Source organism: Ramlibacter sp. AN1015 (assembly GCF_037726105.1).
Taxonomy (GTDB): Bacteria; Pseudomonadota; Gammaproteobacteria; order Burkholderiales; family Burkholderiaceae_C; genus Ramlibacter.
In genome coordinates this window covers 42,059-67,832 of sequence record NZ_JBBJUM010000010.1, presented here as the reverse complement: position 1 = coordinate 67,832, position 25,774 = coordinate 42,059, and the positions used below count along the sequence as shown (strand labels likewise).

Annotated in this window: 18 protein-coding genes, 2 pseudogenes and 1 riboswitch; of the genes and pseudogenes, 9 read left to right on the top strand and 11 right to left on the bottom strand. The window is 68.1% G+C overall.

Features of this window, described 5'->3' with window-relative positions:
- Positions 1–151: 151 nt before the first annotated feature.
- From WG922_RS16135 to WG922_RS16120, 4 genes are all read right to left on the bottom strand, one after another.
- A complete protein-coding gene (locus WG922_RS16135; protein WP_340283780.1) occupies positions 152–2,002 on the bottom strand; it encodes a phosphoenolpyruvate carboxykinase (GTP) in 1,851 nt (616 codons plus the stop codon).
- A 318-nt stretch (positions 2,003–2,320) separates the two neighbouring features.
- Entirely contained in the window at positions 2,321–2,497 is a 177-nt protein-coding gene (locus tag WG922_RS16130; RefSeq protein ID WP_340283778.1) for a hypothetical protein, read from the bottom strand.
- Positions 2,498–2,612: 115 nt separating this feature from the next.
- Positions 2,613–3,017 (bottom strand): PaaI family thioesterase, encoded by a 405-nt coding sequence (locus WG922_RS16125; RefSeq protein ID WP_340283777.1) that lies wholly within the window; start codon positions 3,015–3,017, stop codon positions 2,613–2,615.
- Positions 3,018–3,028: 11 nt separating this feature from the next.
- Positions 3,029–4,291, bottom strand: a complete 1,263-nt coding sequence (locus tag WG922_RS16120; protein ID WP_340283775.1) for a threonine ammonia-lyase — start codon at positions 4,289–4,291, stop codon at positions 3,029–3,031.
- Positions 4,292–4,339: 48 nt separating this feature from the next.
- On the opposite strand from WG922_RS16120, the gene WG922_RS16115 reads away from it, so the two are divergent.
- Entirely contained in the window at positions 4,340–6,640 is a 2,301-nt protein-coding gene (locus WG922_RS16115) for an ATP-binding protein (RefSeq protein WP_340283774.1), read from the top strand.
- 39 nt (positions 6,641–6,679) lie between these two features.
- Here the strand turns inward: WG922_RS16115 and WG922_RS16110 are convergent, their stop codons facing one another.
- Both WG922_RS16110 and recQ read right to left on the bottom strand, forming a co-directional pair.
- Entirely contained in the window at positions 6,680–6,949 is a 270-nt protein-coding gene (locus WG922_RS16110; RefSeq protein WP_340283772.1) for a DUF3297 family protein, read from the bottom strand.
- A 17-nt stretch (positions 6,950–6,966) separates the two neighbouring features.
- Positions 6,967–8,835, bottom strand: coding sequence for a DNA helicase RecQ (gene recQ, locus WG922_RS16105; protein WP_340283770.1), 1,869 nt, complete (start codon positions 8,833–8,835; stop codon positions 6,967–6,969).
- 275 nt (positions 8,836–9,110) lie between these two features.
- Here recQ and WG922_RS16100 point away from each other — a divergent pair, with 275 nt between their 5' ends.
- Positions 9,111–10,163 (top strand): homocysteine S-methyltransferase family protein, encoded by a 1,053-nt coding sequence (locus WG922_RS16100; RefSeq protein WP_340283768.1) that lies wholly within the window; start codon positions 9,111–9,113, stop codon positions 10,161–10,163.
- Between the two features lie 10 nt (positions 10,164–10,173).
- Here the strand turns inward: WG922_RS16100 and WG922_RS16095 are convergent, their stop codons facing one another.
- Positions 10,174–14,115, bottom strand: a complete 3,942-nt coding sequence (locus WG922_RS16095) for a response regulator (protein ID WP_340283767.1) — start codon at positions 14,113–14,115, stop codon at positions 10,174–10,176.
- Between the two features lie 84 nt (positions 14,116–14,199).
- Positions 14,200–14,280, top strand: a riboswitch (S-adenosyl-L-homocysteine riboswitch).
- A gap of 42 nt (positions 14,281–14,322) precedes the next feature.
- On the opposite strand from WG922_RS16095, the gene metH reads away from it, so the two are divergent.
- Positions 14,323–17,094, top strand: coding sequence for a methionine synthase (gene metH / locus WG922_RS16090; RefSeq protein WP_340283766.1), 2,772 nt, complete (start codon positions 14,323–14,325; stop codon positions 17,092–17,094).
- A gap of 312 nt (positions 17,095–17,406) precedes the next feature.
- Positions 17,407–18,285 (top strand): YihY/virulence factor BrkB family protein, encoded by an 879-nt coding sequence (locus WG922_RS16085; RefSeq protein ID WP_340283765.1) that lies wholly within the window; start codon positions 17,407–17,409, stop codon positions 18,283–18,285.
- A gap of 174 nt (positions 18,286–18,459) precedes the next feature.
- Here WG922_RS16085 and WG922_RS16080 read toward each other — a convergent pair whose 3' ends face one another.
- Both WG922_RS16080 and WG922_RS16075 read right to left on the bottom strand, forming a co-directional pair.
- Complete coding sequence (locus tag WG922_RS16080) at positions 18,460–19,902, bottom strand: YifB family Mg chelatase-like AAA ATPase (protein WP_340283764.1); 1,443 nt, start codon at positions 19,900–19,902, stop codon at positions 18,460–18,462.
- 102 nt (positions 19,903–20,004) lie between these two features.
- Positions 20,005–20,850 (bottom strand): zinc-binding dehydrogenase, encoded by an 846-nt coding sequence (locus WG922_RS16075; RefSeq protein WP_340283763.1) that lies wholly within the window; start codon positions 20,848–20,850, stop codon positions 20,005–20,007.
- A 405-nt stretch (positions 20,851–21,255) separates the two neighbouring features.
- On the opposite strand from WG922_RS16075, the gene WG922_RS16070 reads away from it, so the two are divergent.
- From WG922_RS16070 to WG922_RS16060, 3 genes are all read left to right on the top strand, one after another.
- On the top strand, positions 21,256–21,666 hold the full coding sequence (locus tag WG922_RS16070; RefSeq protein WP_340283762.1) for a DUF6364 family protein: 411 nt from the start codon (positions 21,256–21,258) through the stop codon (positions 21,664–21,666).
- A complete protein-coding gene (locus WG922_RS16065; RefSeq protein ID WP_340283761.1) occupies positions 21,666–22,208 on the top strand; it encodes a hypothetical protein in 543 nt (180 codons plus the stop codon). The genes WG922_RS16070 and WG922_RS16065 overlap by 1 nt, the downstream gene beginning before the upstream one ends.
- 350 nt (positions 22,209–22,558) lie before the next feature.
- Positions 22,559–23,014, top strand: a complete 456-nt coding sequence (locus WG922_RS16060; RefSeq protein ID WP_340283760.1) for an HAD domain-containing protein — start codon at positions 22,559–22,561, stop codon at positions 23,012–23,014.
- 113 nt (positions 23,015–23,127) lie between these two features.
- Here WG922_RS16060 and WG922_RS16055 read toward each other — a convergent pair whose 3' ends face one another.
- Positions 23,128–23,565, bottom strand: coding sequence for a helix-turn-helix domain-containing protein (locus WG922_RS16055; RefSeq protein ID WP_340283759.1), 438 nt, complete (start codon positions 23,563–23,565; stop codon positions 23,128–23,130).
- A gap of 520 nt (positions 23,566–24,085) precedes the next feature.
- Positions 24,086–24,595, bottom strand: a complete 510-nt coding sequence (locus tag WG922_RS22025) for a DUF1810 family protein (protein ID WP_445322843.1) — start codon at positions 24,593–24,595, stop codon at positions 24,086–24,088.
- Positions 24,596–24,683: 88 nt separating this feature from the next.
- Between WG922_RS22025 and WG922_RS16050 the strand changes: the two are divergent.
- Positions 24,684–24,944 (top strand): annotated as a pseudogene (locus tag WG922_RS16050) (transposase domain-containing protein); the annotation flags it as partial.
- A gap of 225 nt (positions 24,945–25,169) precedes the next feature.
- A pseudogene (locus WG922_RS16045) lies at positions 25,170–25,265 on the top strand (transposase domain-containing protein); the annotation flags it as partial.
- Between the last annotated feature and the right edge of the window lie 509 nt (positions 25,266–25,774).

The window sequence follows — 25,774 nt, the reverse complement described above, 5'->3', positions numbered from 1 at the left end:
CGCCCCAAGCAGTGCTGGGGCGTCTTGCTTTCAAGGGCGGGCAGCCGCTCTTGCGGCAGTGACTCTGGAGGCGCAACAGTGTCAGCGCCCACTTACACCATGCATCCGGCAGGTGAAAGGCTCAACCGGCTCGGACGGTGGAACTCGAAGCTCAGGCAGCCAGCCGCTTCTCGATCTGGGCCTTGGTGGCGCCCAGCTCCTGGGGCAGGTGGTAGGCCAGCTGCTCGAACAGCTCGGTGTGCAGCTGCAGCTCTTTCAACCAGGCGGCCTTGTCGATGCTGGTGACGGCATTGAACTTTTCGCGGCTGAAGTCCAGGCCGGTCCAGTTCAGTTCCTCGTAGCTCGGGCTCACGCCGAAGACGTGTTCGTCGCCCTGCACCGCGCCTTCGATGCGATCGATCATCCACTTGAGCACGCGCATGTTCTCGCCGTAGCCCGGCCAGACGAACTTGCCGTCCGCGCCCTTGCGGAACCAGTTGGTGGTGTAGATGCGCGGCAGGCGGGCGCCCGAGGCCTCCAGCCTGCGGCCCAGGTCCAGCCAATGCCGGAAGTAGTCCGACATGTTGTAGCCGGCAAAGGGCAGCATGGCGAACGGATCACGGCGCACCACGCCCTGCTGGCCGAAGGCCGCCGCCGTGGTTTCCGAGCCCATGGTCGCCGCCATGTACACGCCCTCGACCCAGTTGCGCGCCTCGGTCACCAGCGGCACCGTGGTGGAGCGGCGACCGCCGAAGATGAAGGCGTCGATGGGCACGCCTTTCGGGTCGTCCCAGGCCGGATCGAGCGCCGGGTTGTTGGTGGCCGCCACGGTGAAGCGCGCGTTCGGGTGGGCCGCCTTGGCGCCGGTCTCGCGGGCCAGCTCGGGCGTCCAGTCCTTGCCCTGCCAGTCGATCGCGTGTGCCGGCGCCGGGCCCATGCCCTCCCACCAGACATCGCCGTCGTCGGTGAGCGCCACGTTGGTGAAGATCACGTCGCGGCCCAGGCTGGCCATGCAGTTCGGATTGGTCTCCATGTTGGTGCCCGGCGCGACACCGAAGTAGCCGGCCTCGGGATTGATCGCGTAGAGCCGCCCGTCGGCCGCGGGCTTGATCCAGGCGATGTCGTCGCCGATGGTGGTGACCTTCCAGCCCTCGAATCCCTTGGGCGGGATCAGCATGGCGAAGTTGGTCTTGCCGCACGCGCTCGGGAATGCAGCGGCCACGTGGTACTTCTTGCCCGCAGGACTGGTCACGCCCAGGATCAGCATGTGCTCGGCCAGCCAGCCCTCGTCACGTCCCATGGTGGAGGCGATGCGCAGGGCGAAGCACTTCTTGCCCAGCAGCGCGTTGCCGCCGTAGCCCGAGCCGTAGGACCAGATCTCGCGCGTTTCCGGGTAGTGGACGATGTACTTGGTCTTGTTGCAGGGCCAGGGAATGTCCTTCTGCCCCGGCTCCAGCGGTGCGCCGACCGTGTGCACGCAGGGCACGAACTCGCCGTCCACCCCGAGCACGTCGTAGACGGCGCGGCCCATGCGGGTCATGAGCTTCATGTTCACCGCCACATAGGGGCTGTCGGACAGCTCGATGCCGATGTGGGCGATGGGCGAGCCGAGCGGGCCCATGGAGAAAGGCACCACGTACATGGTGCGCCCGCGCATGCTGCCGTCGAACAGCGGCTGCAGGGTGGCGCGCATCTCGGCAGGATCGGTCCAGTTGTTGGTGGGGCCGGCGTCTTCCTTCCTGCGCGAGCAGATGAAGGTGCGATCCTCCACGCGGGCCACGTCGCTGGGGTCGGACCACGCGAGGTAGGAATTGGGGCGCTTGACCGGATCGAGCCGCTTGAGCGTGCCGGCGTCCACCAGCTGCTGGCACAGGCGCTCGTATTCCTCCTGGCTGCCGTCGCACCAGACCACCGAATCGGGCTTGCACAGGGCCACCATGTCGGCCACCCAGGCGATCAACTTCGCGTTGCGGACCCAGGCGGGGGTGTTCAGGGCCAGGCCCTGCATGACGGGAGAGTTCATTCCCAAAGCTCCTGATGTTGGAAACCTGATTTCCAAAGAAGGAGCGTCTCCAGCGCGTGGCGAGCAGCCTCTGTGGAAATCGGGCTTGGCTCAGCCGGCAGGGAGAGCCGGCTGGGGAATCGATTCTAGGCAAGCAGCCCCGGCACGGGTCTTGGTTACAAAGCAATTCCATGCAAAACATGCATGGCGCCATGCCGGCCCAAGGATCGTGCTCGACCGGTCAAGAAAGCACGAAGCCCGTGCCTGCACTAGGCGGGCACGGGCTTCGATGAAGGGTGCGGCATCGCCGCCGTGTTCGGCCTGCTCAGCCGCTGCGGATCAGGCCAGGTAGATGGCGATGAAGGCCAGCAGGAACATCAACACGCCGCCGACGAGGGGCAGCACGATGGGAACGCTGTGGATGATGCCCTCGACCGGGTCGTGCGGCTCGGCTGGCACGCCCTCGCTGGGGCTGTGGCTGTCGCCATGGCTGTGGCGGGGTTCGGGGGTGGACATGTGCGGTACCTCGGGTGTTGTGATGGCCAACGGTGCAACGGGCGATTTTACCGGCCCTGGGCAGAGCAGCGGCCGCTGCCACCGCGGCCCCAGCCGCAGCCCTGGACCCGCGGCTTCAGAGCAGCGCGTAGGTGGTGGTGGCGCGGCAGGCGCTGCGCCCGTCCTGCGCACCGCGGATATCGATCTCGCCGAAAGCCAGGCTCTTGCCGGCACGCAGCACCCGGGCCTCGACCAGCGCGTCCTGCCCCGACAGCGGACGCAGGAACGAGCTCGCGAGCTGCACCGTGGTGCAGGGACGGAACGCGCCGAAATGCTGCATGAGCGCCAGCACCATGGCCGTGTCGGCCGCGGCCATCATGGCCTGGCCGCAGAGGGTGCCGCCGGACCGGGCGAGCTGGTCGCTGGCCGGCAGGCGCAGCAGCACGGTATCGCCCTGGGCCGACTGCACCGCCAGGCCCAGCGCCTGCACCCAGGGAGCGAAATACGCGGACAGCGCCGCCTGAAGCTCTTGTTCTTGCATGACGCGAGACTCTACATCTCGCCGGCCTGGAAGCCCGCCGTGTGCAGCGCGTCCAGCACGGCGCGCAGATGCTCGCGGTTGCGGGTCTGGATGACCAGCTCGATCTCGACGTTCTGCGCGGCCAGCATGGTGAAGGCGCGCTGGTGGTGCACCTCGTTGACGTTGGCGCCGGCTTCGGCCACGGTGGCCGTGATCCGCGCCAGCGAGCCGGGCACGTCGCGCGCACTCACCCGGATGCGCGCCAGCCGGCCGGCGCGCACCATGCCGCGCTCGATGATGGCCGCCAGCAGCAGCGGATCGATATTGCCGCCGCACAGCACCAGCCCCACCTTGCGTCCGCGGAAACGCTCGGGCTCCTTCAGCAGCGCCGCGAGCCCGGCCGCGCCGGCGCCCTCCACCAGCGTCTTCTCGATCTCCAGCAGCATGACGATGGCCTGCTCGATGTCGCCTTCATCGACGAGCACGATCTCATCCACCAGCCGCTCGACCACCTCGCGCGCGAGCCGCCCCGGCGTGCCCACCGCGATGCCTTCGGCAATGGAGGTCTGCCCGACCGGCAGCGTCGCGTGCTTGATGGCGTTGTACATGGTGGGAAAGCGCAGCGCCTGCACGCCCACTACCTCGATGGCCGGGCGCAGCGCCTTGAGCGCGGTGGCCATGCCCGCGACCAGGCCACCGCCGCCGACGGACACCACCACGCTGTCGAGGTCACCCACGGCTTCCAGCATCTCCAGCGCCACCGTACCCTGGCCGGCGATGACATCCGCGTCGTCATAGGGGTGCACCAGGCTCAGGCCTTGCGTCGCCGCCAGCTCGAGGGCATGCGTGCGCGCCGCGTCCAGCGTGTCGCCGTGCAGCACGACCTCGGCGCCGAAACCGCGGGTACGCTCGATCTTCACGCCTGGGGTGAACCGCGGCATCACGATGACCGCGCGCAAGCCCAGGCGTTGGGCGTGATAGGCGACACCCTGCGCGTGGTTGCCGGCGCTCATGGCGATCACGCCAGTCGGCGGATTCGCGCTTTCGGCCAGCATGGCCAGCTTGTTGCAGGCGCCCCGCTCCTTGAACGACGCGGTGAACTGCAGGTTCTCGAACTTCAGGAACACCTGGCAGCCCGTCAGCTCGGACAGCGTGCGCGACTCCACGCAGGGCGTCTGCAGAACCTGGCCGCGCAGGCGCTCGGCAGCGCGGCGGATGTCGGCGAGTTCGATCATGCGGTCATTCTCCGACTTTGCCGACCGGCGCAGCAGCCCACCACCGCGCCCCCAATCCATGTAGCATGGCCCGCACCATCGCGGCAGCGGTGGCCGCCGGAGGCTTCCATGGTCAAGCGTGCTGTCGATGTGCAGGTCCTTCCTTCACCGGGTCTCAAAGACGCGCCGGTGCTGGACATGATGTGCTCGCACTTCGTGCTGACGCTGGCGGCCAAGCAGGGTGGCAAGTTCAACGTGCGCCGCGACCTCAACGGGCTGCTGTCGCTGGCCGGGCGTCACCTCGTGTGGCCGGTGTCCACGCTCGCGCGGCTGCGCGAGTTCCTCGGAAGGCGCTGCAAGGACAACGAGTTCTGGCGCGGGCACGAAGCGCTGTCCACCCGCGACTTCCTCGAGCGCCACGGCATCTGGCGTGGCCCCTACGAGGAGGGCACGCTCTTCTTCTACCTGGACGAGTACGCGAAGGACCAGCCGAAGGACTTGCTGTCGGTGCTGAGCGTCACCGGTGACTGGCTCACCCACGCGCTGAAGAAGCAGAGCACGCTGGTCGAAAAGAACATCGACGCGCTCTCGGGACTGCTCCAGCTGAACCGGGCCGAGCGCGCGTTGCTGCTATACGGCACCCTGGCGCGCTACCAGCGCGACCTGCGCAGCATCCTGGTCGAGTTCAAGGTCAACAATGCACCCGAGGCCTACGCGGCCATCGCGGAGATCGCGGGCGTGGCGCCCAGCGAGGTCGGCGAGGCGCTGCGCGCAGGCTCGCGGCTCGAGCGCATCGGCCTCGTCGAGAACCTTATTTCCGAGCACAACATCACCGATCTGGCCGACCTGATGAAGGTCAGCGAGAAGCTGCCCCCCGTGCTGATGCGCGAGTACCGCGACCAGGCCGAGCTGATGGCCGTCTTCACGCGGCCCTCCAGCAAGAGCGCGCTGTCGCTGGACGACTTCGCCTTTGTCGAGGACGACGTGCAGGTGCTGTGCAGCCTGCTGCGCAATGCCGTCGCGCGCAAGGAGCCGGGCGTGAACGTGCTGCTGTACGGGCCCCCGGGCACCGGCAAGACCGAACTGGCCAAGGTGCTCGCGCAGGCCGCGGCGCTGGAGCTTTTCGAAGTCGAGTACGCCGACCGCGACGGCAACTCCCTGTCGGGCCGCGACCGCTACCGCTCGCTGCAGATCGCGCAGGTCTTCCTCAAGGGCAGTGCCCAGGCCGCGCTGCTGTTCGACGAGGTCGAGGACGTGTTTCCTCCCATCAGCTCCGAGGCGGCGCAGCTGATGGCGCGTGCGGAGCAGGTGGTGGCGCCCAGCAACGGCAGCGTAAGCGGCAAGGCCTGGGTCAACCAGATCCTGGAGACCAACGCGGTGCCCACGATCTGGGTCACCAACCGCATCGAGCAGATCGACCCCGCGTTCCGGCGCCGCTTCGCCTACCACCTGGAGCTGAAATCGCCGCCGCCCGGTGCGCGCGAGCAACTGGTGCGCAAGACGCTCGAGGGGGTGGCGGTGTCCGACGCGTTCGTCGTCAAGCTGACCGAGCGCAAGGGCCTCACGCCGGCGCAGATCCGCACCGCGGCACGCTTTGCCGAACTGGCGCGCTGCGACGCAGTCGGGGTCGAGGCGCTCATCGAGCGCCAGCTGCACAACGCCGACCACGCGCTGGGCGTGCGCGGCCCCGGCACCAGCGAGCGTCGCAGCGCCACCAACTACGACCTCGACATGCTCAACGTCGAGACCCGCTTCGAGCTCCCGCGCATCGTGGCCGCCCTGCAGGCCAGCGGCCACGGCACACTGTGCTTCTACGGCGCCCCGGGTACCGGCAAGACCGCTTTGGCCGAGCACATCGCCCAACGCTTGCAGCGCCCGCTGTTGATCAAGCAGGCCAGCGACCTCATGAGCAAGTTCGTGGGCGAGACCGAGCAGAACATGGCCGCCATGTTCCGCGAGGCGGAGACCGAAAAGGCCGTGCTGCTGCTGGACGAAGCGGACAGCTTCCTGCAGGACCGGCGCGGTGCGCAGCGCACCTACGAGGTCACCGAGGTCAACGAGATGCTGCAGGGCATGGAACGCTTTGCCGGCATCTTCGTGTGCACCACCAACCTCCTCGACCGCATCGACCAGGCCGCGCTGCGCCGCTTCACCTTCAAGATCCGCTTCAATCCGCTCACGAGCGCGCAGCGCGAACGCATGTTCGTGGTCGAAGTGCTGGAGGGCGACGCCAGCCGCCTCACGCCGGAGATCCGCAACCGCCTGGCACGCCTGGAGCAGCTATGCCCAGGCGACTTCGCCGCCGTCAAGCGCCAGAGCGTGATCCTGTGCGCCAGCTTCGAGCCCGAGGACTTCCTCGAACAGCTCGAAGCCGAGCACCGCATCAAGCCGGAAGTGCGCGAAGCACGCTCGATCGGGTTCGTGCAGTAGCACCGCAGGGCCGATGCGCACCCGGCGCACACCCGACCGTCACCGATAGAACGCCTCGACCGCGCCCTTGATCTTGATCAGCAGCGGCCTGCCGCGCCGGTCCACCGTCTTGCCGGCCGGAACCTTCACCCAGCCCTCGCTGATGCAGTACTCCTCGACGTCGTGGCGTTCCTTGCCATTGAGGCGGATGCCGACGTCGTGCTCGAACACGGCGGCCACATGGTGGGGGCTGCGCGGATCGACGCTGAGATGGTCGGGCAGTTCGGGCCGCTCGGGCGCCGCGGGAGGTGTCGTGGGTTCGCTCGTCATGCCCGGATTCTCGGACATCAGCGCGCGGCCCCGACCACCCGCAGCACCTCCTCACCATATGCCTGGAGCTTCTTGGCGCCGAGCCCGCTGATGCCCTGCAGATCCGACAAGGTGCGCGGATCCTGCGCCGCGATCGCTGCGAGGGTGGCGTCGTGGAAGATGACATAGGCCGGCAGGTTGTGCTCGCGTGCCACTTCGGCGCGCCAGGCCTTGAGCGCGGCGAAGCGCAGCTGCCCGTCGTCGGTGAGGCCGGCAGCCACGGCCGCGGCCGTCGGCTTGGGGCCGCCAGCGCGCCGACGCCCGCCGGACGGCGCCGCAACGCCCTCGCGCAGCGTCACCGTCTGCTCGCCGCGCAGCACCGCACGCGAGCCGTCGGTCAGCTGCAGGGTGTTGAAGGCCTGGGCATCGACGGACACCGCCCCCACCGCGATCAGCTGGCGCAACACGCCACGCAGCTGCGTCTCGCTGAAGCCGCCGCCGAGACCGAAGGTGCTGAGGCGATCGTGCCCGTGCTGGCGCACCTTGTCGCTCGCCTTGCCGCGCAGGATGTCCATGATGTGGCCGGCGCCGAAGGTGATGCCGCTGTGCTGCTGCACCCGGTAGATGGTCGAGAGCAGCTTGCGCGCGGCATCGGTGCCGTCCCACACCTGCGGCGGATTCAGGCAGTTGTCGCAGTTGCCGCAGGGCCCCGACACCTCGCCGAAATAGTGCAGCAGGCGCACGCGCCGGCAGTCGGTCGCCTCGGCCAGCGCCAGCAGCGCATCGAGCTTGCCGCGCATCACCTGCTTGAAGTCCGCGCCGGCGGGGCTCTCGTCGATCATGCGGCGCTGGTTCACCACGTCCTGTAGCCCATACGCCATCCACGCCGCCGCGGGCAGCCCGTCGCGCCCCGCGCGGCCGGTCTCCTGGTAGTAGCCCTCGATGTTCTTGGGCATGTCGAGATGGGCCACGAAGCGCACGTCGGGCTTGTCGATGCCCATGCCGAAGGCGATGGTCGCCACCATCACCACGCCCTCGTCGCGCAGGAAGCGGTCCTGGTGGCGCTGGCGCATCGCGGCGTCCAGGCCCGCGTGGTAGGGCAGCGCGTCGATGCCCTGCTGCGCCAGCATCTGCGCGACTTCCTCGACCCGCTTGCGCGACTGGCAATACACCACCCCCGCTTCACCCTCGTGCTCGTCCTGCACGAAGCGCAGCAGCTGCTGGCTCGGATCCTTCTTCTCGACGATGGTGTAGGAGATGTTGGGCCGGTCGAAGCTGCTGACGAACTGCCGCGCCTGCTCGAGCTGCAGGCGCTCGACGATGTCCTGGCGCGTGAGGGCGTCGGCCGTGGCGGTGAGTGCGATCCGGGGCACACCGGCATAGCGCTCGTGCAGCACCGTCAGCGCGCGGTACTCGGGCCGGAAGTCGTGGCCCCACTGGCTCACGCAATGCGCCTCGTCGATCGCGAACAGCGACAGCAGCCCGCGCTCGTGCAGCGAATCGAGCTGCGCCAGGAAACGCGGCGTGGTCACGCGTTCGGGCGCGGCGTACAGCAGCGTGACCTCGCCGCGCAGCAGGCGCCGCTCGACATCCGCCGCCTCGGCCCCGCTCAGGGTGGAGTTCAGGAACGCCGCATCGACTCCGGCTTCGTGCAGCGCGCCGACCTGGTCGTGCATGAGCGCGATCAGCGGCGACACGACCACCGCGATGCCGCGGCCGGCCCGCTGTCGCACGATGGCCGGCACCTGGTAGCACAGCGACTTGCCGCCGCCCGTGGGCATCAGCACCAGCGCGTCGCCGCCGGTGCAGACGTGCTCGACGATGGCGGCCTGGGGGCCGCGGAACTGCTCGTAGCCGAAGACCTCGTGCAGGACGGACAGGGGAGAAGGTGAGGCGGTGGCGAGCACGATGGCGGCGATTGTCGCCTCACGCCCGGCTCAGGAATTCAGCAAATACCAAAGCGCTAGGGGGCACACACTTTTTGCTCATCAGTGAAATGTGAGGTTTTGATGCCACTGGATTCAATAGGCAGCCAGCTGCGACCCGACGCCAGGCGCTCAGGGGCGCGCCCGACACGAAGAACGGACCTGGTGCCAGATCCTGAGCTCGGGCTCGCCGGCCGGTGAGCTGCAGGTGACGCTTCGGCGGCCATCGCAATCACGGTTTCTACAATCGACGGACCATGCAACCCATCGCCTACACCCGCGGCCACGCGCTGGCCGACGCCCTGTCCAAGCGCATCGTCATCATCGACGGGGCCATGGGCACCATGATCCAGCGCCTGAAGCTGAGCGAGGCGCAGGTGCGGGGCGAGCGCTTCAAGGACCACGGCAAGGACCTCAAGAACAACGGCGAGCTGCTCAGCATCACGCGTGCGGACGTGATCCGCGACATCCACGAGGCTTTCCTGGCGGCGGGCTCCGACATCATCGAGACCAACACCTTCGGTGCCACCTCGATCGCGCAGGACGACTACGCGCTCGGCCACCTGGCGCGCGAGCTGAACCTCGCCTCTGCACGCCTGGCGCGCGAGGCGGCCGACAAGTTCTCCACCCCCGACAAGCCGCGCTTCGTGGCCGGCGCGCTCGGCCCCACGCCGCGCACCGCCAGCATCAGTCCCGACGTGAATGATCCGGGCGCGCGCAACGTCGATTTCGAGCAGTTGCGCGCGGCCTACTTCGAGCAGGTGCAGGCGCTGGTCGAGGGCGGGGCCGACCTGCTGCTGGTCGAGACCATCTTCGACACGCTCAATGCCAAGGCGGCGCTGTTCGCGATCGACGAGTACTTCACGCAATCGGGCGAACGCCTGCCGCTGATCGTCAGCGGCACCGTGACCGACGCTTCCGGCCGCATCCTGAGCGGCCAGACGGTGGCGGCGTTCTGGTACAGCGTGCGCCACGCCCGCCCACTGGCGGTGGGCCTGAACTGCGCGCTGGGGGCGGCGCTGATGCGCCCGTACATCCAGGAGCTTTCGCGCGTGGCCGGCGACACCTATATCAGCTGCTACCCCAACGCCGGCCTGCCCAACCCCATGAGCGAGACCGGCTTCGACGAGACGCCCGAGGTCACGGCGCGCCTGCTGCACGAGTTCGCCGCCGAAGGCCTGATCAACATCGTGGGCGGCTGCTGCGGCACCACCCCTGCGCACATCGGCGCCATCCGCGAGGCGGTGACGCCGCTTGCGACGCGCAGCCTGCGGCACGCCGCAAGCAACGTGCCGGGAGTGCCGGCCTGAGCGGCCCGGCTCAGTCCCCCGCCAGCGCGCCCAGGGTGTCCTCGATCGCTGCCGCCACCGCGTGCAGCGCCTCGGAAGGCTCGCCCTGCGCCTGGGGGCCGGCCAGCACGCGTTCGGCGGACGCGGCAGCGGCAGACAGGCGGTCGGCGCCCATGGTGGCGGCCGAGCCCTTGAGCGTGTGCATCATCCGCACCGCCTCGGCCTGCGGCACGCTGTTGAGCAGCGTCGGCAGCCGCGATGCGATGCCCTGCAGGCTTTCGGTGAAGCTGGGCACGAGCCGGTCGTAGAGCGCGCGGTCGCCGCCCAGCCGGCTCACCGCCGAGCCCCGGTCGAGCAGCTGCGACGCGAGCGGACGCGCGGTGTGTTCCGGGTCCGCCTGGCCGTGCGCGGGCTGCTTGGGGTTGTCTGGGTGCGATGCCGTGCGTTGCGACAGCGCTTGCGGCGGTTCCGATGCCGGCAGACCGGCGCCCTGCGAGGCAGCCTCCGGCAGCGGTGGCATCGTGACCGCTGCCGCAGGAGCGGCCATTGGCGCCGCCGCCCCTCGCTGGCCAACGTGGTGCAGCAGCACCTGCACCAGCTGCTCGATGCTGAAGGGCTTGCCCACGTGGTCGTTCATGCCGGCCGCGAGGCTGTCCATGCGATCGCTCTCCATCGCGTTGGCCGTCATCGCGATGATCGGCAGGCGCCAGTTGCCCAGTTGCTCGCGCACCGCACGGGCGGCAGTGAGCCCGTCCATGACCGGCATCAGGACGTCCATGAGTACCGCGTCGAACTGGTGCGCGGCATCGCGGATGCGCTCCAGGCCGTCGCGGCCGTTGGATGCAAGCTCCACCTGCGCCCCCTGGGCGGCCAGCAGCTCCATGGCGACCTGCTGGTTGGTCGGGTTGTCCTCCACCAGCAGCAGGCGCAGCCCCGCCAGGGGCAGCCCTGGCCCGACGGCGCCGCGCATTGCCTGCGGCGGCGCTGCGGGCGCGAGCGCATCCGCCAGCATGGTGGGCGTGACCGGCTTGACCAGAAAGCCGTCCAGCAGGGCCTGCTCGTCGGGAGGGCGCTGGCTCAGCATCTCGCGTCCGTAGGCCGTCACCATGATGACCAGGGGCGCCTTCGCAGCGGCTGGGAGCTGGCGGATGCGCAGGCTGGCCTGCCAGCCGTCCATGTCGGGCATGCGCCAATCGACGAACACCGCGTCGTAGGCCTGCCCCGGAGCCGCGGCATCGACCATGGCCACCGCGGCCGCGCCGCTGTCCGCCACATCCACTGTCCAGCCCAGCCCCCGGGCCATGGCCGCAAGGCTCTCGCGCGCGTCGCTGTTGTCGTCCACGATCAGCACCCGGCGCGGTCCCGAGGCCTTCGCCGGCGCCGGCGCCGGCGCAGCGTCGGCCGGCGCCACGGGCAAGTCCAGCTCGAACCAGAAGCGGCTGCCGCGCCCGGCTTCGCTCTCCAGGCGCAGCTGGCTTCCCATGAGGCCCAGCAGCTTCTGGCAGATGCCCAAGCCCAGGCCGGTGCCCCCGAACTGGCGCGCGGTGGTGTCGCTGGCCTGGCCGAACTCGCTGAAGATGCGCTCCTGCTCCTGCGGGGCGATGCCGATGCCGGTGTCGCGCACCGACACCTCGACCCGGGCGCGCTCGCGGTCACCCCCGAGCAGCCGCAGGGCCAGCACCACCTCACCGCGCTCGGTGAACTTGATCGCGTTGCCACCGAGGTTGATCAGCACCTGCCGCAGGCGCAGGTCGTCGGCCACCAGGCGCGGCGGCAGGGCCGGGTCGATGTCGAACAGCACCTCCAGCTCCTTGCGGCCCACGCTGGCGGCGAAGATCACCGACAGGTCGCGCAGCAGGTCGTCCACCGCGAAGGCGCGCGGCGCCAGCGCCATCTTGCCGGCCTCGATCTTGGACAGATCGAGGATGTCGTTGAGCAGCGTGAGCAGCGAGCGCGCCGCGCGGTCGGCCTTGTCGGCGTAGTCGCGCTGGCGGCCATCCAGGGTGGTGCCGCGCAGCAGGGCCAGCATGCCGAGCACCGCGTTCAGCGGTGTGCGGATCTCGTGGCTCATGCTGGACAGGAAGCGGCTCTTGGACTGGCTGGCCTGCACGGCGAGGTCGCGCGCCTGGCGCAGCTGGGTCACGTCGAGCGCGAGCACGAAAAAGCCCCGCACCTCGTCGGCTTCGATGTCCGGGATGTAGTGCAGCTGCCAGGACGAAGTGCGCCCCGCTCCTTCGTCGGCCTCGTATTCGAAGTACTGCGGCCTGCCCTGCAGCACCTCGTCCACGTGCGGACTGAGCTGGTCGTAGAAGGCCTGGCCGAAGATGTCGGGGGACAGCAGTTGCCCCTTGAGCTGCCCGGGTTCGCGATGGAAGACGTCGCAGAAGCGGCGGTTGACGAAGCGGCAGCGCCGCTCGCGGTCCCAGTACGAAACCCGCGCCGGCAGGTTGTCGGCGATCACGCGCATCAGGTGCTCGCTGTCGCGCAGGCGCAATTCGGCGAGCTTGCGCCGGGTGATGTCCGAGGCGATGCAGATGAAGCCGTTGACGTGGCCTTCGTTGTCGCGCGTTGGCTGCAGCTCCGTGTCGGTCCAGTAGCGCACGCCTTCGCGCATCTGGTTGAGCAACTCCAGGCGCCGCACCTCCCGCTTGGCAACCGCCGCGCGCAGCAGCGCGCGGGAGGCCGGTTCCACCCCCGCGATCTCGGGCAGTTCACCGGCGAAGCGGCCCACGCATTCGTCGGCCGCCAGCCCGGTGAGGCGCTCGAATCCGGCGTTCGCCCAGGTGATGCGCCCGTCCAGGTCCATGCCGAACACGGCGCTGGAGGTGCGCTCGACCACACGTGCCATGCGTTGCAGGTCCCCCGTCATGCCACTCGCCATGCGGCGGGCGCGGTCCTTGGCCGACATGAGCAGCCAGCTCGCCAGCGCCAGGAGTGCACTGAGAAGGCCGCCGCTGACGCCGATCACCCACGGCAGCGTCTGCCCCGGCGCCAGCTGCAGCGCCGGCGTGCTCACCACCCGCAGGGTCAGCGGCCGGTCGCCCACCACCAGCTGCTCCTCGCTGGCGAAGCGCCCGCGCGGCAGGGGCGCATAAGCGAGGGACGCGCCGGGCATCGCCCGGCTGTCGTAGAGCAGGCTCTGGGGCCGCCCTTCGTCGCCGTCGAACAGCTGGAACTGCAGGCCCCGTCCCATCCCGTCGCGCAGCGGCTCCATCACTTCACGAATGCTCAGCGCAGCGAAGAACAGCCGCGCGGGCGCCTCGACGCCCTGCGCGCCCGCGGCGTCGTGGGCCGGCACCATCAGCAGCCAGGCCTTCCTGCCGCCCTCGAGCCCCATGGAGACGGGCCCGCTCAGGACCGCGCGGCCGGTCGCGACCGCCTGCTGGGCGAGGGCCAGGCGGGCCCAGTCGGCGCCCAGCGCCTGCGCAGGAGCCCAGCCGCTGCCGTGGGCCGGCTCTGCGAAGTGGGTGATGCGCAGGCTTGCCGCGGCAGGCCTGGCCACCGCGTGCGGCCTGTCGGCCGCGGCGACCCGGCGCCCCGACAGATCGTCGGACGGTGCCACGAGCGCAGGCTCCGCGTCCAGCACCCCCAGGCCGCGCACGCCGGGAAAGAGGGCCCCGAGATCCCGATTGGACGCATAGGCGCGGAACTGGTCCTGCGTGAGCCTGCCGGAGATGCCGAAGGTCGCGCGGGTGCCCTTGAGCAGGTCTTCGGCCAATGCGACTTGGCGATGCAGCCCAGTCTGAAGCCGATCGACCTGCGTCAGGAAGCGCGCCTGGGTCTCGGCCTGCAGCGCCGAGCGGGCGCCGGTGACGGCGGTGGCGGTCAGCCCCAGGCCGAGCACCAGCACCAGCAGCGACAGGCCGGCGGCGCTGCGGGCGTCGGCCCGGTCGGCGGGAGGCGTGCTCGTCGGCCGGGAGGTGGCCCAGGAGCGCGGGCGCGGAACGCGCGGAAGGCTCGGAAGGAAGGTCATCTGCCGCGCATTGTTGCGTGGTTCTGCTCAGCTGGCATCAGGTTCGCGTCTGCGGGCGCGGGTCGGGCGCCGATAGAATCGCGGCTCCTCAAGGAGCGTTGCAGCGGCGGCACATCGGTTGTGCGGCCGTCAGGCTTGAGCATGGTTCAACGGCGCTCACCTCACGATCTCTCCGGGCCGCGGCCCGGCAATTCCGGCAGGTGAACCATGCAGCCCCAGACCCCTTCTCCTTCGCGGACCACCTCCCTTTCGCCGACGACTGCGGCCCCGCCGCCGCTGCACCTGGCCGGCCTGGAGCCTCTCTCCATCGCGCCCGGCAGCCTGTTCGTGAACATCGGCGAACGCACCAACGTCACCGGCTCGCGCGCATTCGCGCGGCTGATCCTGAACAACCAGTTCGAAGAGGCCCTGGCGGTGGCGCGCCAGCAGGTGGAAAACGGCGCCCAGATCATCGACGTGAACATGGACGAGGCGATGCTGGACAGCCGCGCCGCCATGGTGCGCTTCCTCACCCTCATGGCCAGCGAGCCGGACATCGCCCGCGTGCCCGTCATGGTGGACAGCTCCAAGTGGGAGGTGATCGAGGCGGGCCTGCGCTGCATCCAGGGCAAGGGAATCGTCAACTCGATCAGCCTGAAGGAAGGCGAGGCCGAGTTCCGCCGGCAGGCCACGCTGGTCAGGCGCTACGGCGCCGCCGCGGTGGTGATGGCCTTCGACGAGAGGGGCCAGGCCGACACCTACCAGCGCAAGATCGATATCTGCGCCCGGGCCTACCGCATGCTGGTCGATGAGATCGGCTTCCCGCCCGAGGACATCATCTTCGACCCCAACATCTTCGCCATCGCCACCGGCATCGAGGAGCACGACAACTACGCCGTCGATTTCATCGAGGCCACCCGCTGGATCAAGCAGAACCTGCCCGGCGCCAAGGTCTCGGGCGGGGTGTCCAACGTGAGTTTTTCCTTCCGCGGCAACGACCCGGTGCGCGAGGCCATCCACACCGTGTTCCTCTACCACGCCATCCAGGCGGGCATGGACATGGGCATCGTCAACGCCGGCATGGTCGGGGTGTACGACGAGGTCGAGCCGACGCTGCGCGAGCGCGTCGAGGACGTGGTGCTCAATCGCCGGCCCGACGCCGGCGAACGCCTGGTCGAGATCGCCGAACAGGCCAAGGGCGCGGCGCGCGACGACAGCAAGCGCAACGAATGGCGCGCCGGCACCGTCGAACAGCGTCTGTCGCATGCCCTGGTGCACGGCATCACCGACCACGTCGTGGCCGATACCGAGGAAGCCTGGCAGGCGGTACGGGCACGCGGCGGGCGGCCGCTGCACGTGATCGAAGGCCCGCTGATGGACGGCATGAACATCGTCGGCGACCTGTTCGGGCAGGGCAAGATGTTCCTGCCGCAGGTGGTCAAGTCGGCCCGGGTGATGAAGCAGGCGGTGGCCCACCTGATTCCCTACATCGAAGAAGAGAAGCAGCAGCAGGAGGCTGCGGGCGAGGACGTGCGGGCCAAGGGCAAGATCGTCATCGCCACCGTCAAGGGCGATGTGCACGACATCGGCAAGAACATCGTCACCGTGGTCCTGCAGTGCAACAACTTCGACGTCGTGAACATGGGCGTGATGGTGCCCTGCCACGAGATCCTGGCGCGGGCCAAGGTCGAGGGCGCGGACATCGTCGGCCTGTCGGGCCTGATCACGCCCTCGCTCGAAGAGATGCAGTACGTGGCCGGCGAGATGCAGAAGGACGAGCACTTCCGCATGCGCAAGATCCCGCTGCTGATCGGCGGAGCGACCACCAGCCGCGTGCACACCGCCGTGAAGATCGCGCCGCACTACGAGGGGCCCGTGGTCTACGTGCCGGACGCCTCGCGCAGCGTCGGCGTGGCGCAGAGCCTCCTGTCCGACCAGGCCGCGCGCTACATCGCCGAGGTCGAGGCCGACTACGACCGGGTACGCCGCCAGCATGCGAGCAAGAAGCAGACGCCCTTGTGGCCGCTGGCGCAGGCGCGTGCCAACAAGACCCCTATCGACTGGAGTGCCTGGCGCCCGCCGGCTCCGAAGTTCCTGGGGCGGCGGGTGTTCCGCAACTTCGACCTCGCCGAACTCTCCCGCGCGATCGACTGGGGCCCCTTCTTCCAGACCTGGGACCTGGCCGGCCCCTTCCCGGCCATCCTCAAGGACGAGGTCGTCGGCAGCGAAGCCGTGCGCGTGTTCTCGGACGGCCAGCGCATGCTCAAGCGGCTGGTCGAGGGCCGCTGGATCACGGCCAATGCCGTCCTGGGCTTCTGGCCCGCGCACAGCGTGAACGACGACGACATCGCGCTCTACACGGACGAGACGCGCGAGCAGGTCGCCATGACCTGGTGGGGGCTGCGCCAACAGGCGGAGAAGCAGGCCGTGGACGGGCAGATGCGGCCGAGCCGCGCGCTGGCCGATTTCGTGGCGCCGCGTGGCGCGGCGCCGGACTATGTGGGCATGTTCGCCGTCACGGCGGGGATCGGCGTCGATCGCAAGGAACAGTACTTCCTCGACGACCACGACGACTACTCCGCCATCATGCTCAAGGCCCTTGCCGACCGGCTGGCCGAGGCCTTCGCCGAGGTGCTGCACGAGCGCGTGCGGCGCGACCTGTGGGGCTATGCGCCGCACGAACAGCTGTCGGTGCCGGAGCTCATCGCCGAAAAGTACCAGGGCATCCGCCCCGCGCCCGGATATCCGGCCTGCCCTGACCACAGCGTCAAGCGCGACATGTTCGCGCTGCTGCAGCCGCAGGAGATCGGCATGGACCTGACCGAGAGCCTGGCCATGATGCCGGCGGCCAGCGTCTGCGGCTTCTACCTGAGCCACCCCGAGAGCCGCTACTTCAACGTGGGGCGCATCGGCACCGACCAGCTCGAAGACCAGGCCCGCCGCCGCGGCGAAGAGCGCACGCAGCTCGAGCGGCTGCTGGCGCCGAACCTCCAGTACTGAAGCCGGCGGCCGGCACGCAGCGCGTCGGCTGCACGAGCGCGCATGTCCGTGAGGAAAGGCGCGGCCCGGCTCCGTTGCTCGCGCCCTCGGCTGCTTGAGCGGCAGCTGCTTCCTGCAACGTGCCCCGTGCCCCGTGCCCCGTGCCCCGCGCTTCGAGCTTCGTCCGCGCCGCACGCGTTGAACCGTGGGGCCGGCGGGGCATGCGCCAGCAGCCGCACCTGCACGCCTCACGGCACACCGTCGGCCGCGGACTACGCGCAGCTTCAAGCATGGCCGATAGGCCGGCTGGCTCTGCCATGCCTACGCTGGCCCATGCCCTCGTTCAAGCTCCGGGCGTCCGCCTGGGCGCAGCGCATGCAGTCCGCGGCGCAGCCGCTGTGGCGTGCCATCGAGCTCTGGAACGGAGCCGAAGGCATGCGCATGAGCGCGGCCATGTCTTTCTATGGCGTCCTGAGCCTGGCACCGCTGCTGCTGGTGGTGGTGGCCCTGCTCGGCTGGTGGCTGGACCGGGCGCTGCTGGAGCAGACCCTCGTCTCGCAGGTCGGAGAGATCGTCGGTCCGCGCGGCGCCGGGCTGATCCGCGAAGCCCTGTCCAGCGCCCAGAGCCCCGAGGAGGGCCTGCTGGCCTCGCTGATCGGCTTCGCGGTGCTGTTGTTCGGCGCCACCGGCGTGTTCGGGGAAATGCAGGAGGCGCTGCACCGGCTCTGGGCCTACGGCACCGACGCCCCGCCTGCAACGGGCTGGCGCCGCTCGGTGCGCCTGCGGCTGCGCGGCATCGGCTACGTGCTCGCGTTCGGTTTCCTGCTGCTGGTGTCGTTGGTGGTCTCGACGGTGCTGAAGATCTTCTCGGGTTGGGCGGGTCGCTGGATCGCGGTGGAAGTGCTGCTGGCGCTGATGAACGAGCTGCTGGCTTTCGGCGCCTGTGCAGGGCTGTTCGTGGCCATGATGCGCCTGAGCGTGGGTCGGCGTCCCCAGCTCCGTTTCATCGTGCTGGGAGCGCTGATCGGCGGGTTGCTGTTCACGCTCGGGCGGCAGTTGCTCGCGGTCTACCTGTCCACCGCACCGATCGTCTCGACCTACGGCGCCGCCGGCTCGCTGGTGGTGCTGCTGTTCTGGATCTACTTTTCGTCGGCGGTGCTGCTGTTCGCCGCCTGCTGCGCGCGGGCGGCACAGGAAGCACGGCGGCGCTGAGCGGTGGGCGGCCGCGCAGGCCCGCCTGTCGATCGCCAGCCGCACGGCTGCACGCGTGCGTCCCCTCCAGGTCCGCAGGCGCGCGCAGCCATCTGCGCCCGGGCATCCCGCGGCCCTGCGCAGCAGGGTGCTGGCCGGGTCCGGTGATCCGCTTGAGCGGGGGGCGCCGCATGCCTACTCGCGTTGCGCGAGCGGCCCCCGGCGCAGCTGCACCGCCTCGGCTACGTGCTCGATGCGCACGCGCTCGCTGCCGTCCAGGTCGGCGACGGTGCGCGCGATCCGCAGCGCCCGGTGCATGCCGCGCGCACTCCAGGCCAGCCGGGTCGCGGCCGTGCGCAGGAAGTCGCGGGCCGCGGCCTCGGCGCCGGCGTACTCGTCCAGCGCGCGGCCCTGCAGCCGGTGGTTGGCGCTGCCCTGACGCGCCACCGCGCGTTCCCGGGCCGCGGCGCAGCGGGCCCGCACCGTGGCGGTGGACTCCCCCGGCGGGCCGTCCAGCAGGGCGTCGGCCGGCAGCGCCGGCACCTCCACCTGCAGGTCGATGCGGTCCAGCAGCGGCCCGCTCAGCCGACCCTGGTAGCGCGCCACCTGCTCGGGCGCGCAGCGGCAGCTGCGCGTGAGGGCGCCCAGCCAGCCGCAGGGGCAGGGGTTCATCGCGGCCACCAGCTGGAAGGCGGCGGGGAAGGTGGTGCTGCGTGCGGCGCGCACGATGCGCACCTGCCCGGTCTCCAGAGGCTCGCGCAGCGCCTCCAGGGCCGCCCGCGGGAACTCGGGCAACTCGTCCAGGAACAGCACGCCGTGGTGCGCGAGCGTGATCTCGCCCGGCCGCGGCGGAGAGCCGCCGCCGACCAGCGCCACCGGACTCGCCGAATGATGCGGGCTGCAGGTCGGCCGCAGGCCCCAGCGCTCGCTGCTGAACTGGCCGGCAAGGCTGGCCACGGCCGCGCTCTCGAGCGCTTCCTGCAGCGGCATCGCCGGCAGCAGCCCCGCCAGCCGCTGCGCCAGCATGGATTTGCCCGAACCGGGTGGGCCGACCAGCAGCAGGCTGTGGCCGCCGGCCGCCGCGATCTCCAGGGCACGGCGCGCGACCGCCTGGCCCTTGACGTCGGCCAGGTCGGCATAGGCCGCCATCGCCACCGGCGCGCCTGTGGGGAGCTCGCGCCAGCCGCCCTCGTCGGCGTCGTCGGGCGCAGCTGGCCCGGCGTCTGCCGCGGGTCGGAAGCGGCGCACCACGTCGAGCAGGTGCCGGGCGCGCCAGACGCGTGCACCGGGCACCAGCGAGGCTTCCTCCGCGCTGCCGGGCGGCAGCACCAGCTGCACCGGATTGCCTTCGGCGCGCAGGGCCAGTCCGATCGCCAGCGCGCCGCGCACCGGCCTGAGTTCGCCGCTCAGGGACAACTCGCCCTGGAATTCGAAGCCCTCCAGCGCCGCCGCGTCCACCTGCCCGCTCGCCGCGAGGATGCCCAGGGCGATCGGCAGGTCGAAGCGGCCCGAGTCCTTGGGCAGGTCGGCCGGCGCGAGATTCACCGTGATTCGCTTGTTGTGCGGGAAGTCCAGCCCGCAGGTGAGCAGCGCCGCCCGCACCCGCTCACGCTGTGGGTAAAAACGGTAGCTGAACAAACGAAAATGCCGGTGAACACGGGACCATTACAAATCAAGTACTTAGCTGGGGAAAGCCCATGCCGCGCCGAACGTGAACAAACATTGCTAGCCCTCCAGCCATCAAGGCGTGATGGCGACCTTGAGCACACCGTCGCGCTGGTTCGCGAAGAGTTCGTATGCCTGCTCGACTTCATCGAGCTTGAACCGATGCGTCACCAAGGGTGCAAGGTCGAGCCGCCCAGCCTGAATGACGGCCATCAGCCGGCGCATGCGTTCCTTGCCGCCGGGGCAGAGCGTTGTGATGATCTTGTGATCGCCCAGGCCGGCGGCGAAGGGACCGAGCGGGATCTTCAGGTCGCCCGAGTAGACTCCCAGGCTGGAGAGCGTTCCACCGGGGCGCAGCACGCGCAGGCACCCCTCGAAGGTTTCCTGCATACCCAGGGCCTCGATCGCCACATCGACGCCGCGCCCGCCGGTCAGCCGCAGGATCTCCTCCACCGGGTCGGCGCGGCTGCTGTCGATGACGTGGTCGGCGCCCATGCGGCGCGCGATCTCCAGGCGGGAGGACAGCCGGTCCACGCCGATCACCGTGGTCGCGCCGCTCAGCTTGGCACCCGCCGTGGCGCACAGCCCGATCGGCCCCTGGGCGAACACCGCCACGGTGTCGCCGATGCGGATGCCGCCACTTTCCGCGCCGCCGAAGCCGGTGGACATGATGTCCGGACACATGAGGACCTGCTCATCTGTGAGTTCGTTCGGCACGGGCGCCAGGTTGGCCATCGCGTCGGGCACCAGCACGTACTCGGCCTGGCACCCGTCGATCGTGTTGCCGAAGCGCCAGCCGCCGAGTGGCTTCCATCCATGCGCCGTGTGGCTAGTGCCAATATAGGTTGTCTGGATCCCCGGAGGGAGGTGCCGGCCCCGCAAAACGCGCTGAGTCTGTCTAGCGCTCGACTTGCAGACCATGCAAGCGGCACTTCGACAATGTATCCTGTCTGAACAGGTGTTCGCACCATCATGGTGCGGCCTTGAGACCTACCTCAACTAACGCGGAAGTGATCGGAACACAAGGGAAATCAAAGACCCCACGGCCAGCGGCTCGGTTCTAGATGTTCACGCTTCGTCCGAGACGCTCATGCGCTGTCGTTCTCGTCACCGTCGGTGGCGATTACCACCAGCGCGTTGGCGAGGTAGTCCGGCATTATCTAGCTGATGCACTAGACACCCACCCGGTCCTCTCAGCAGGATGGGGGCATGCCGACCAACCGTGATTTCCAGCCGGCGGCTCAGTCAGAAGTCGGAAACGCCTCAAAGGACCTCTTGTGCGGGTCGTCAAAAACACCCATAATCGGGGGTCGTTGGAGACCTCCTATGGGAAAAGCGAAGATCAATTTCGAGTTGGATGAGCGCCTGCTTGCTCAGGCGCAAGCGTACGCCGCGGAGAACCGCACTTCGCTGAGCAAGCTGGTCTCAGCTTTTTTTGCCCAACTCGGAAAGAAGGAGCAAGGCATTGCCCGCAGCGCCATGGATGCCACACTGACCGAAGTCGTGGTGGGTAAGGTCTCCGTCGCCGACGCCGCTCGCGAACTCGGCTTGCAGGACGCCGGATTCCTGCTTCAGATCATGCGTGAGAAGGGTCTGCCGCTGCCGTCCATTGATCCTGTCGAGGTCGAAGAGATGGCCGGGCGCAGCCTCGACGCGCTCCGGACTGCGATGCGCCCCGTTCCCCTCAACTCCGAGGAGAAAAGGCCCGCGCGCAGCAAGCGCCTCGTTCCTGGTTGATGGAACTGCTCGTCGCTGATTCGGGGCCTCTGTTCTCGCTGGCGGCCGCAGATCTGCTTGTGGTTTTGGACCACTTCTTCCTGTCGGTCACCGATGTGGTCAAAGAGGAGACCTTCGACAAGGGCCTTCTGCCAAACTGCTCCGTTGAGGCGCAGCGGCTCGTCGACTATTACAACCGGAACGCGCCGAACATCAAAGTCATCGCCACCCAGGTGGGTAGAGTCCTGCGCGCCGCGCGCGCTGCGGATCCGAACTATAAGCAGCCGAGAAACCTCGGCGAGTTGTCGATCCAAAGTTTCCTTATCGATCTTCGCGTTCAAAGCCCCGATGCCAATCCGATCGTCCTTTTCGAGGATGGATGGTTCTTGCGTAATGCCGCTGCGCTTCCCCTTGGCACTTTGATCAGTACGGAATCGTTTTTGCTTGACCTAGAGGCCTTGGGGATCATCAGGTCCGCCGCCAGCGCGCGCGTCGCCATCCAGCAGGCTCGTCCGGACGCAAGCATCGTTGTCCACAAGCAAGGACTGGGAAAGCGAAGCTAGGGCTCGCCGCCTTGTCGCAAGGCGGCAGTATCAGCGAGCGATTGCGTCTACGTGCCGTGATGCAGGTCGGCGCACAGCACCCGCTGCGCGCAGCCACCTCTCACTGTATCGCTGAAATTCAGCCAAGTATGCGATTCGGATGGGCTTTTTGCCCGGTCCAATGCATCAGCTAGATAATTCCTGACTGAGAGCCCCAACCTCGCGCGCGGGGCAATATGCCTTCCCTGGCCGCTTACCATCGAACTTGCGCGACGGCAGGAACACCAAGCGGAGACGCGAGGTCGGCGACCACCGCTCAAAGGGATAGAGGAGTATCCCTTTTCGCAAAAAGCGCAGTTCTCTATCCACTGATGTTCATCCCGCTGTTTCTCGATTTTGATGGCGTACTCCATCCCGAGCACTGCCCCGAGGACCTGCACCTGTGCCGGTTGCCCCTGTTCGAGCAGGCATTGAATGAGCTTTCGCTCCTGCACGTGGTCGTTTCAAGCACCTGGCGGGAGCGTGGGGTGGAGATTCTTCGAGCAGGACTGCAGCCGCAGCTGCGCGAGAGGGTGTTGGGCGTGACTCCGCAGTACTCGGATCTGGGCGAAATCCCGCCAGAGCTGCACTACTTCGGCCGGGAGGCCGAGTGCGTCGCATGGTTGCGCCGCAATGCGTGCTTCGGCCGGCCATGGCTTGCGTTGGACGACAGGCCCTGGCTCTTCAGACCATTTCACAAGAACTTGATTTTGGTTGACGGGAAGAAGGGCCTCCAAGCCCCTGACGTCCAGACCATGAGAGATCGGTATGCGCAGGCACTTTCGTAGCGGCTGCGCTGGATGACGCTGTCGGAGGTAGAGAGCCGAAGTTGCGGACCCCACATACCCGTGGCAGGGTCCTGAAGCACCCCGCTGGACGCGCTTGCAGCTCCTGGAATGAGTTAAGCCTTCTCCAGCTCCTGGAGCGCAGCGGCCTTGGAAAGCTTCCGAACGCGTGCGATTGCATCGAGTTGGGCCCGCCTTGGGCGCACCTTCCCGGACTCCCACTTGTAGACCGAAAGCGCCGAACACCCAACCAGGTGTGCCATCTGCTCAGCGCTCAGCCCAAGGCGTTTGCGGTGCTGAGCGAATCCCTCAGGCCTCCAGCGCAGACTCGTCTCTTGCCGCATCGGCAGAACTTTACTTGGAGCCGGTCTCACGGTAACTCCCTTCTGCAATCGGGTGACCGCCCGCTGCAGCTCAAGGATCTGCTGCCGCAGAGCGGCAATCTGCTTTCGCTGTTCCGAGTTCGTCTCCGCGAGAGCACCGGTTTGGGAGCGGATCTCTTTCCGAGCAATACGAGCAATTTCAGATTTAAGGACTGCGGCGATGTTCGGCATGCTGGTAATTATGACGGGCTGCTGCAAGCATTCGCCTGGAGGAAGGTACGGATCGAATCGGCGCGCGCCCCTAGGCAGGGGGAGCCAAGCCTGTCGTTTCGGCCCGCATACGCGCCACGCACGCACTCTTAACAGGTCCGCGTCCATCAGCAGAAACTGCGCAGACCGCATCCGCAGCCTGCGTCCCTCCAGCAACCGGGTAAAGTTGCCGGCGGTGATCGGGCTATCGCCGATTCCCGGATCCACCTAGGCTCTCGCTTGTCGCTGGCCCTCGCGTCATCCAAGTGCTTCTGTAGCCGCCGTATACTGCCCTCCCCGCCCGGTCTCCGCCGAGCTGTCGAATTCGCGCTATGAGCTGGTCAGCATGCGCGCACAAACCCGCACCAGTCACGTCAGCCGCGGCGGAGGGCTAGCGCGGCGAGTCGCAGATCGAGTCCTTGCGAACGAGCGCCCGATCCGATCGCTTTGCGCCACAGACCCCGGCAGCGTCCTTCCACTGCAGCGAAGCAGCCAGCATGCCTCAGGTGACGAGACCGCGTGCTTTCGCCTGTCGTAGGGAGTGCTTGTAGAGGTATGTCGTTCCGAGCGGCATAGGGTCACATCCGAGCAATGACAGTGTGCGCTCATGCTCCTGACCATCGAAGTACCTTCGCAGCGCTAGCTGGAAACAGCTCTCGTCCAAATTTGCGACTCGATTGAACATCGTCACGCAAGACCAGAAAGCCTCGACATCAGCGCTATCGAATAGCAACTCAATCTTCTTGTGATACGCGATCACGGCGTACAGTTCGCCCGTGAGACGGTGGCGGTGAGGGCCCTGGTATAGGTACGACCATGCTTCAGGAAGCGTCCGTATACCAATGTCATCGGTCCTGTTGGTGGCAACGAGCCCCCAGACCGCCGGGAAAACGAACCGGCGCCAAGGCGTAAGTACCTTACCAGTCGATATCTCCAGGCTGATCCCACCCCATAGTCGGTACGGAACATTGAAGCGGCTGAAATCGAATGTCTCAACGCGTTTGATTGACATGACTGCTCACTCCGGAAAACAGACTTCGACGAGTTGTGCTGAGAATCCCTGACCCTTGGTGAGTGTATGGCCTTGTGAGCACCCCGGTGACGCCCGTCTGCCCGCCGACAACAACCGGGTGGAAAACCTGATCCGGCCCATTGCAATCGGTCGCAACAACTGGCTGTTCGCCGGCAGCCTGCGCGCGGGCCGGCGCGCCGCGGCGGTCATAAGCCTGATCCACTCGGCGCGAATCAATGGGCACGACCCCTACGCCTACCTGCGCGACGTGCTCGAACGCCTGACCATGCAACCGGCCAGCCTGATCGGCGAGCTCCTGCCGAATCGCTGGTGCGCTGCGGCCGCTTGAGCCGAGGATCCCGCCAACCTCGCGCGGTCAAGATGGAATCGCCATCTGCTTACTACAGAAGCCGCCCGGCTTTCCCCATTCGCGTGCAGCTTTGCGCGCAAATGGGGAAACAACCGGGAGTCGAGCCGGATCGCCCGGTAAAGGAGGTCGCGCCTTGGCGGCGCTCATCAAGGGGAAAAGTGACGAGGCAAAACCGCGTCGGTAAAGGGACCGCGGAAAGCACGGGCCTACCTGAAGGACATCATGCAGCGCCTGCCGACGCAGCCGGCCAGCCGCATCGACGAACTGCTGCCGCACCGTTGGCAGCCGCTGCAGGTCTGACCAGCATTCCCCGTCCCGTCAACACGGAATCGCCGGACGCTTACCTCCAGCATGGGCAATGCCGTAGAAGGGCGTGCAGCGGGATCACCGGTTGTTGGCATCAAGCACGATCGCCAGCCGACTTGACCGAGCTCGCCATTGGTGCCCTCCATTCTCGAAGCACGGGTATACGGCACCTTGGCTTTGGCCAGAGCAGCACGCCCATGTTGCCCCGGCGTGCGGCCGCCCACCGGATGGATGGCGTACTCACCGCCTGACCCTGGAGCTTTTCCACGAGTTCTTCACCTCCGCGTGCTGCTGAGCGACACAGGCCCTGCTGTGCTTCAGTGGTCGGGGCGGGACCGCGCCCCCACTCGCGACGCCGCTACAACCGAAACTCTCGTGCCTTCCCACGTGAGCACCTAAATGAGCATGCTGGTCCGCGCCCGAGGCACAAAAAAAGCACCTGCGCTGCCCCCTGAGATCAGCCACGTGACGGTCTGGAGTCCAATTCACCCTGTGAGGAAATT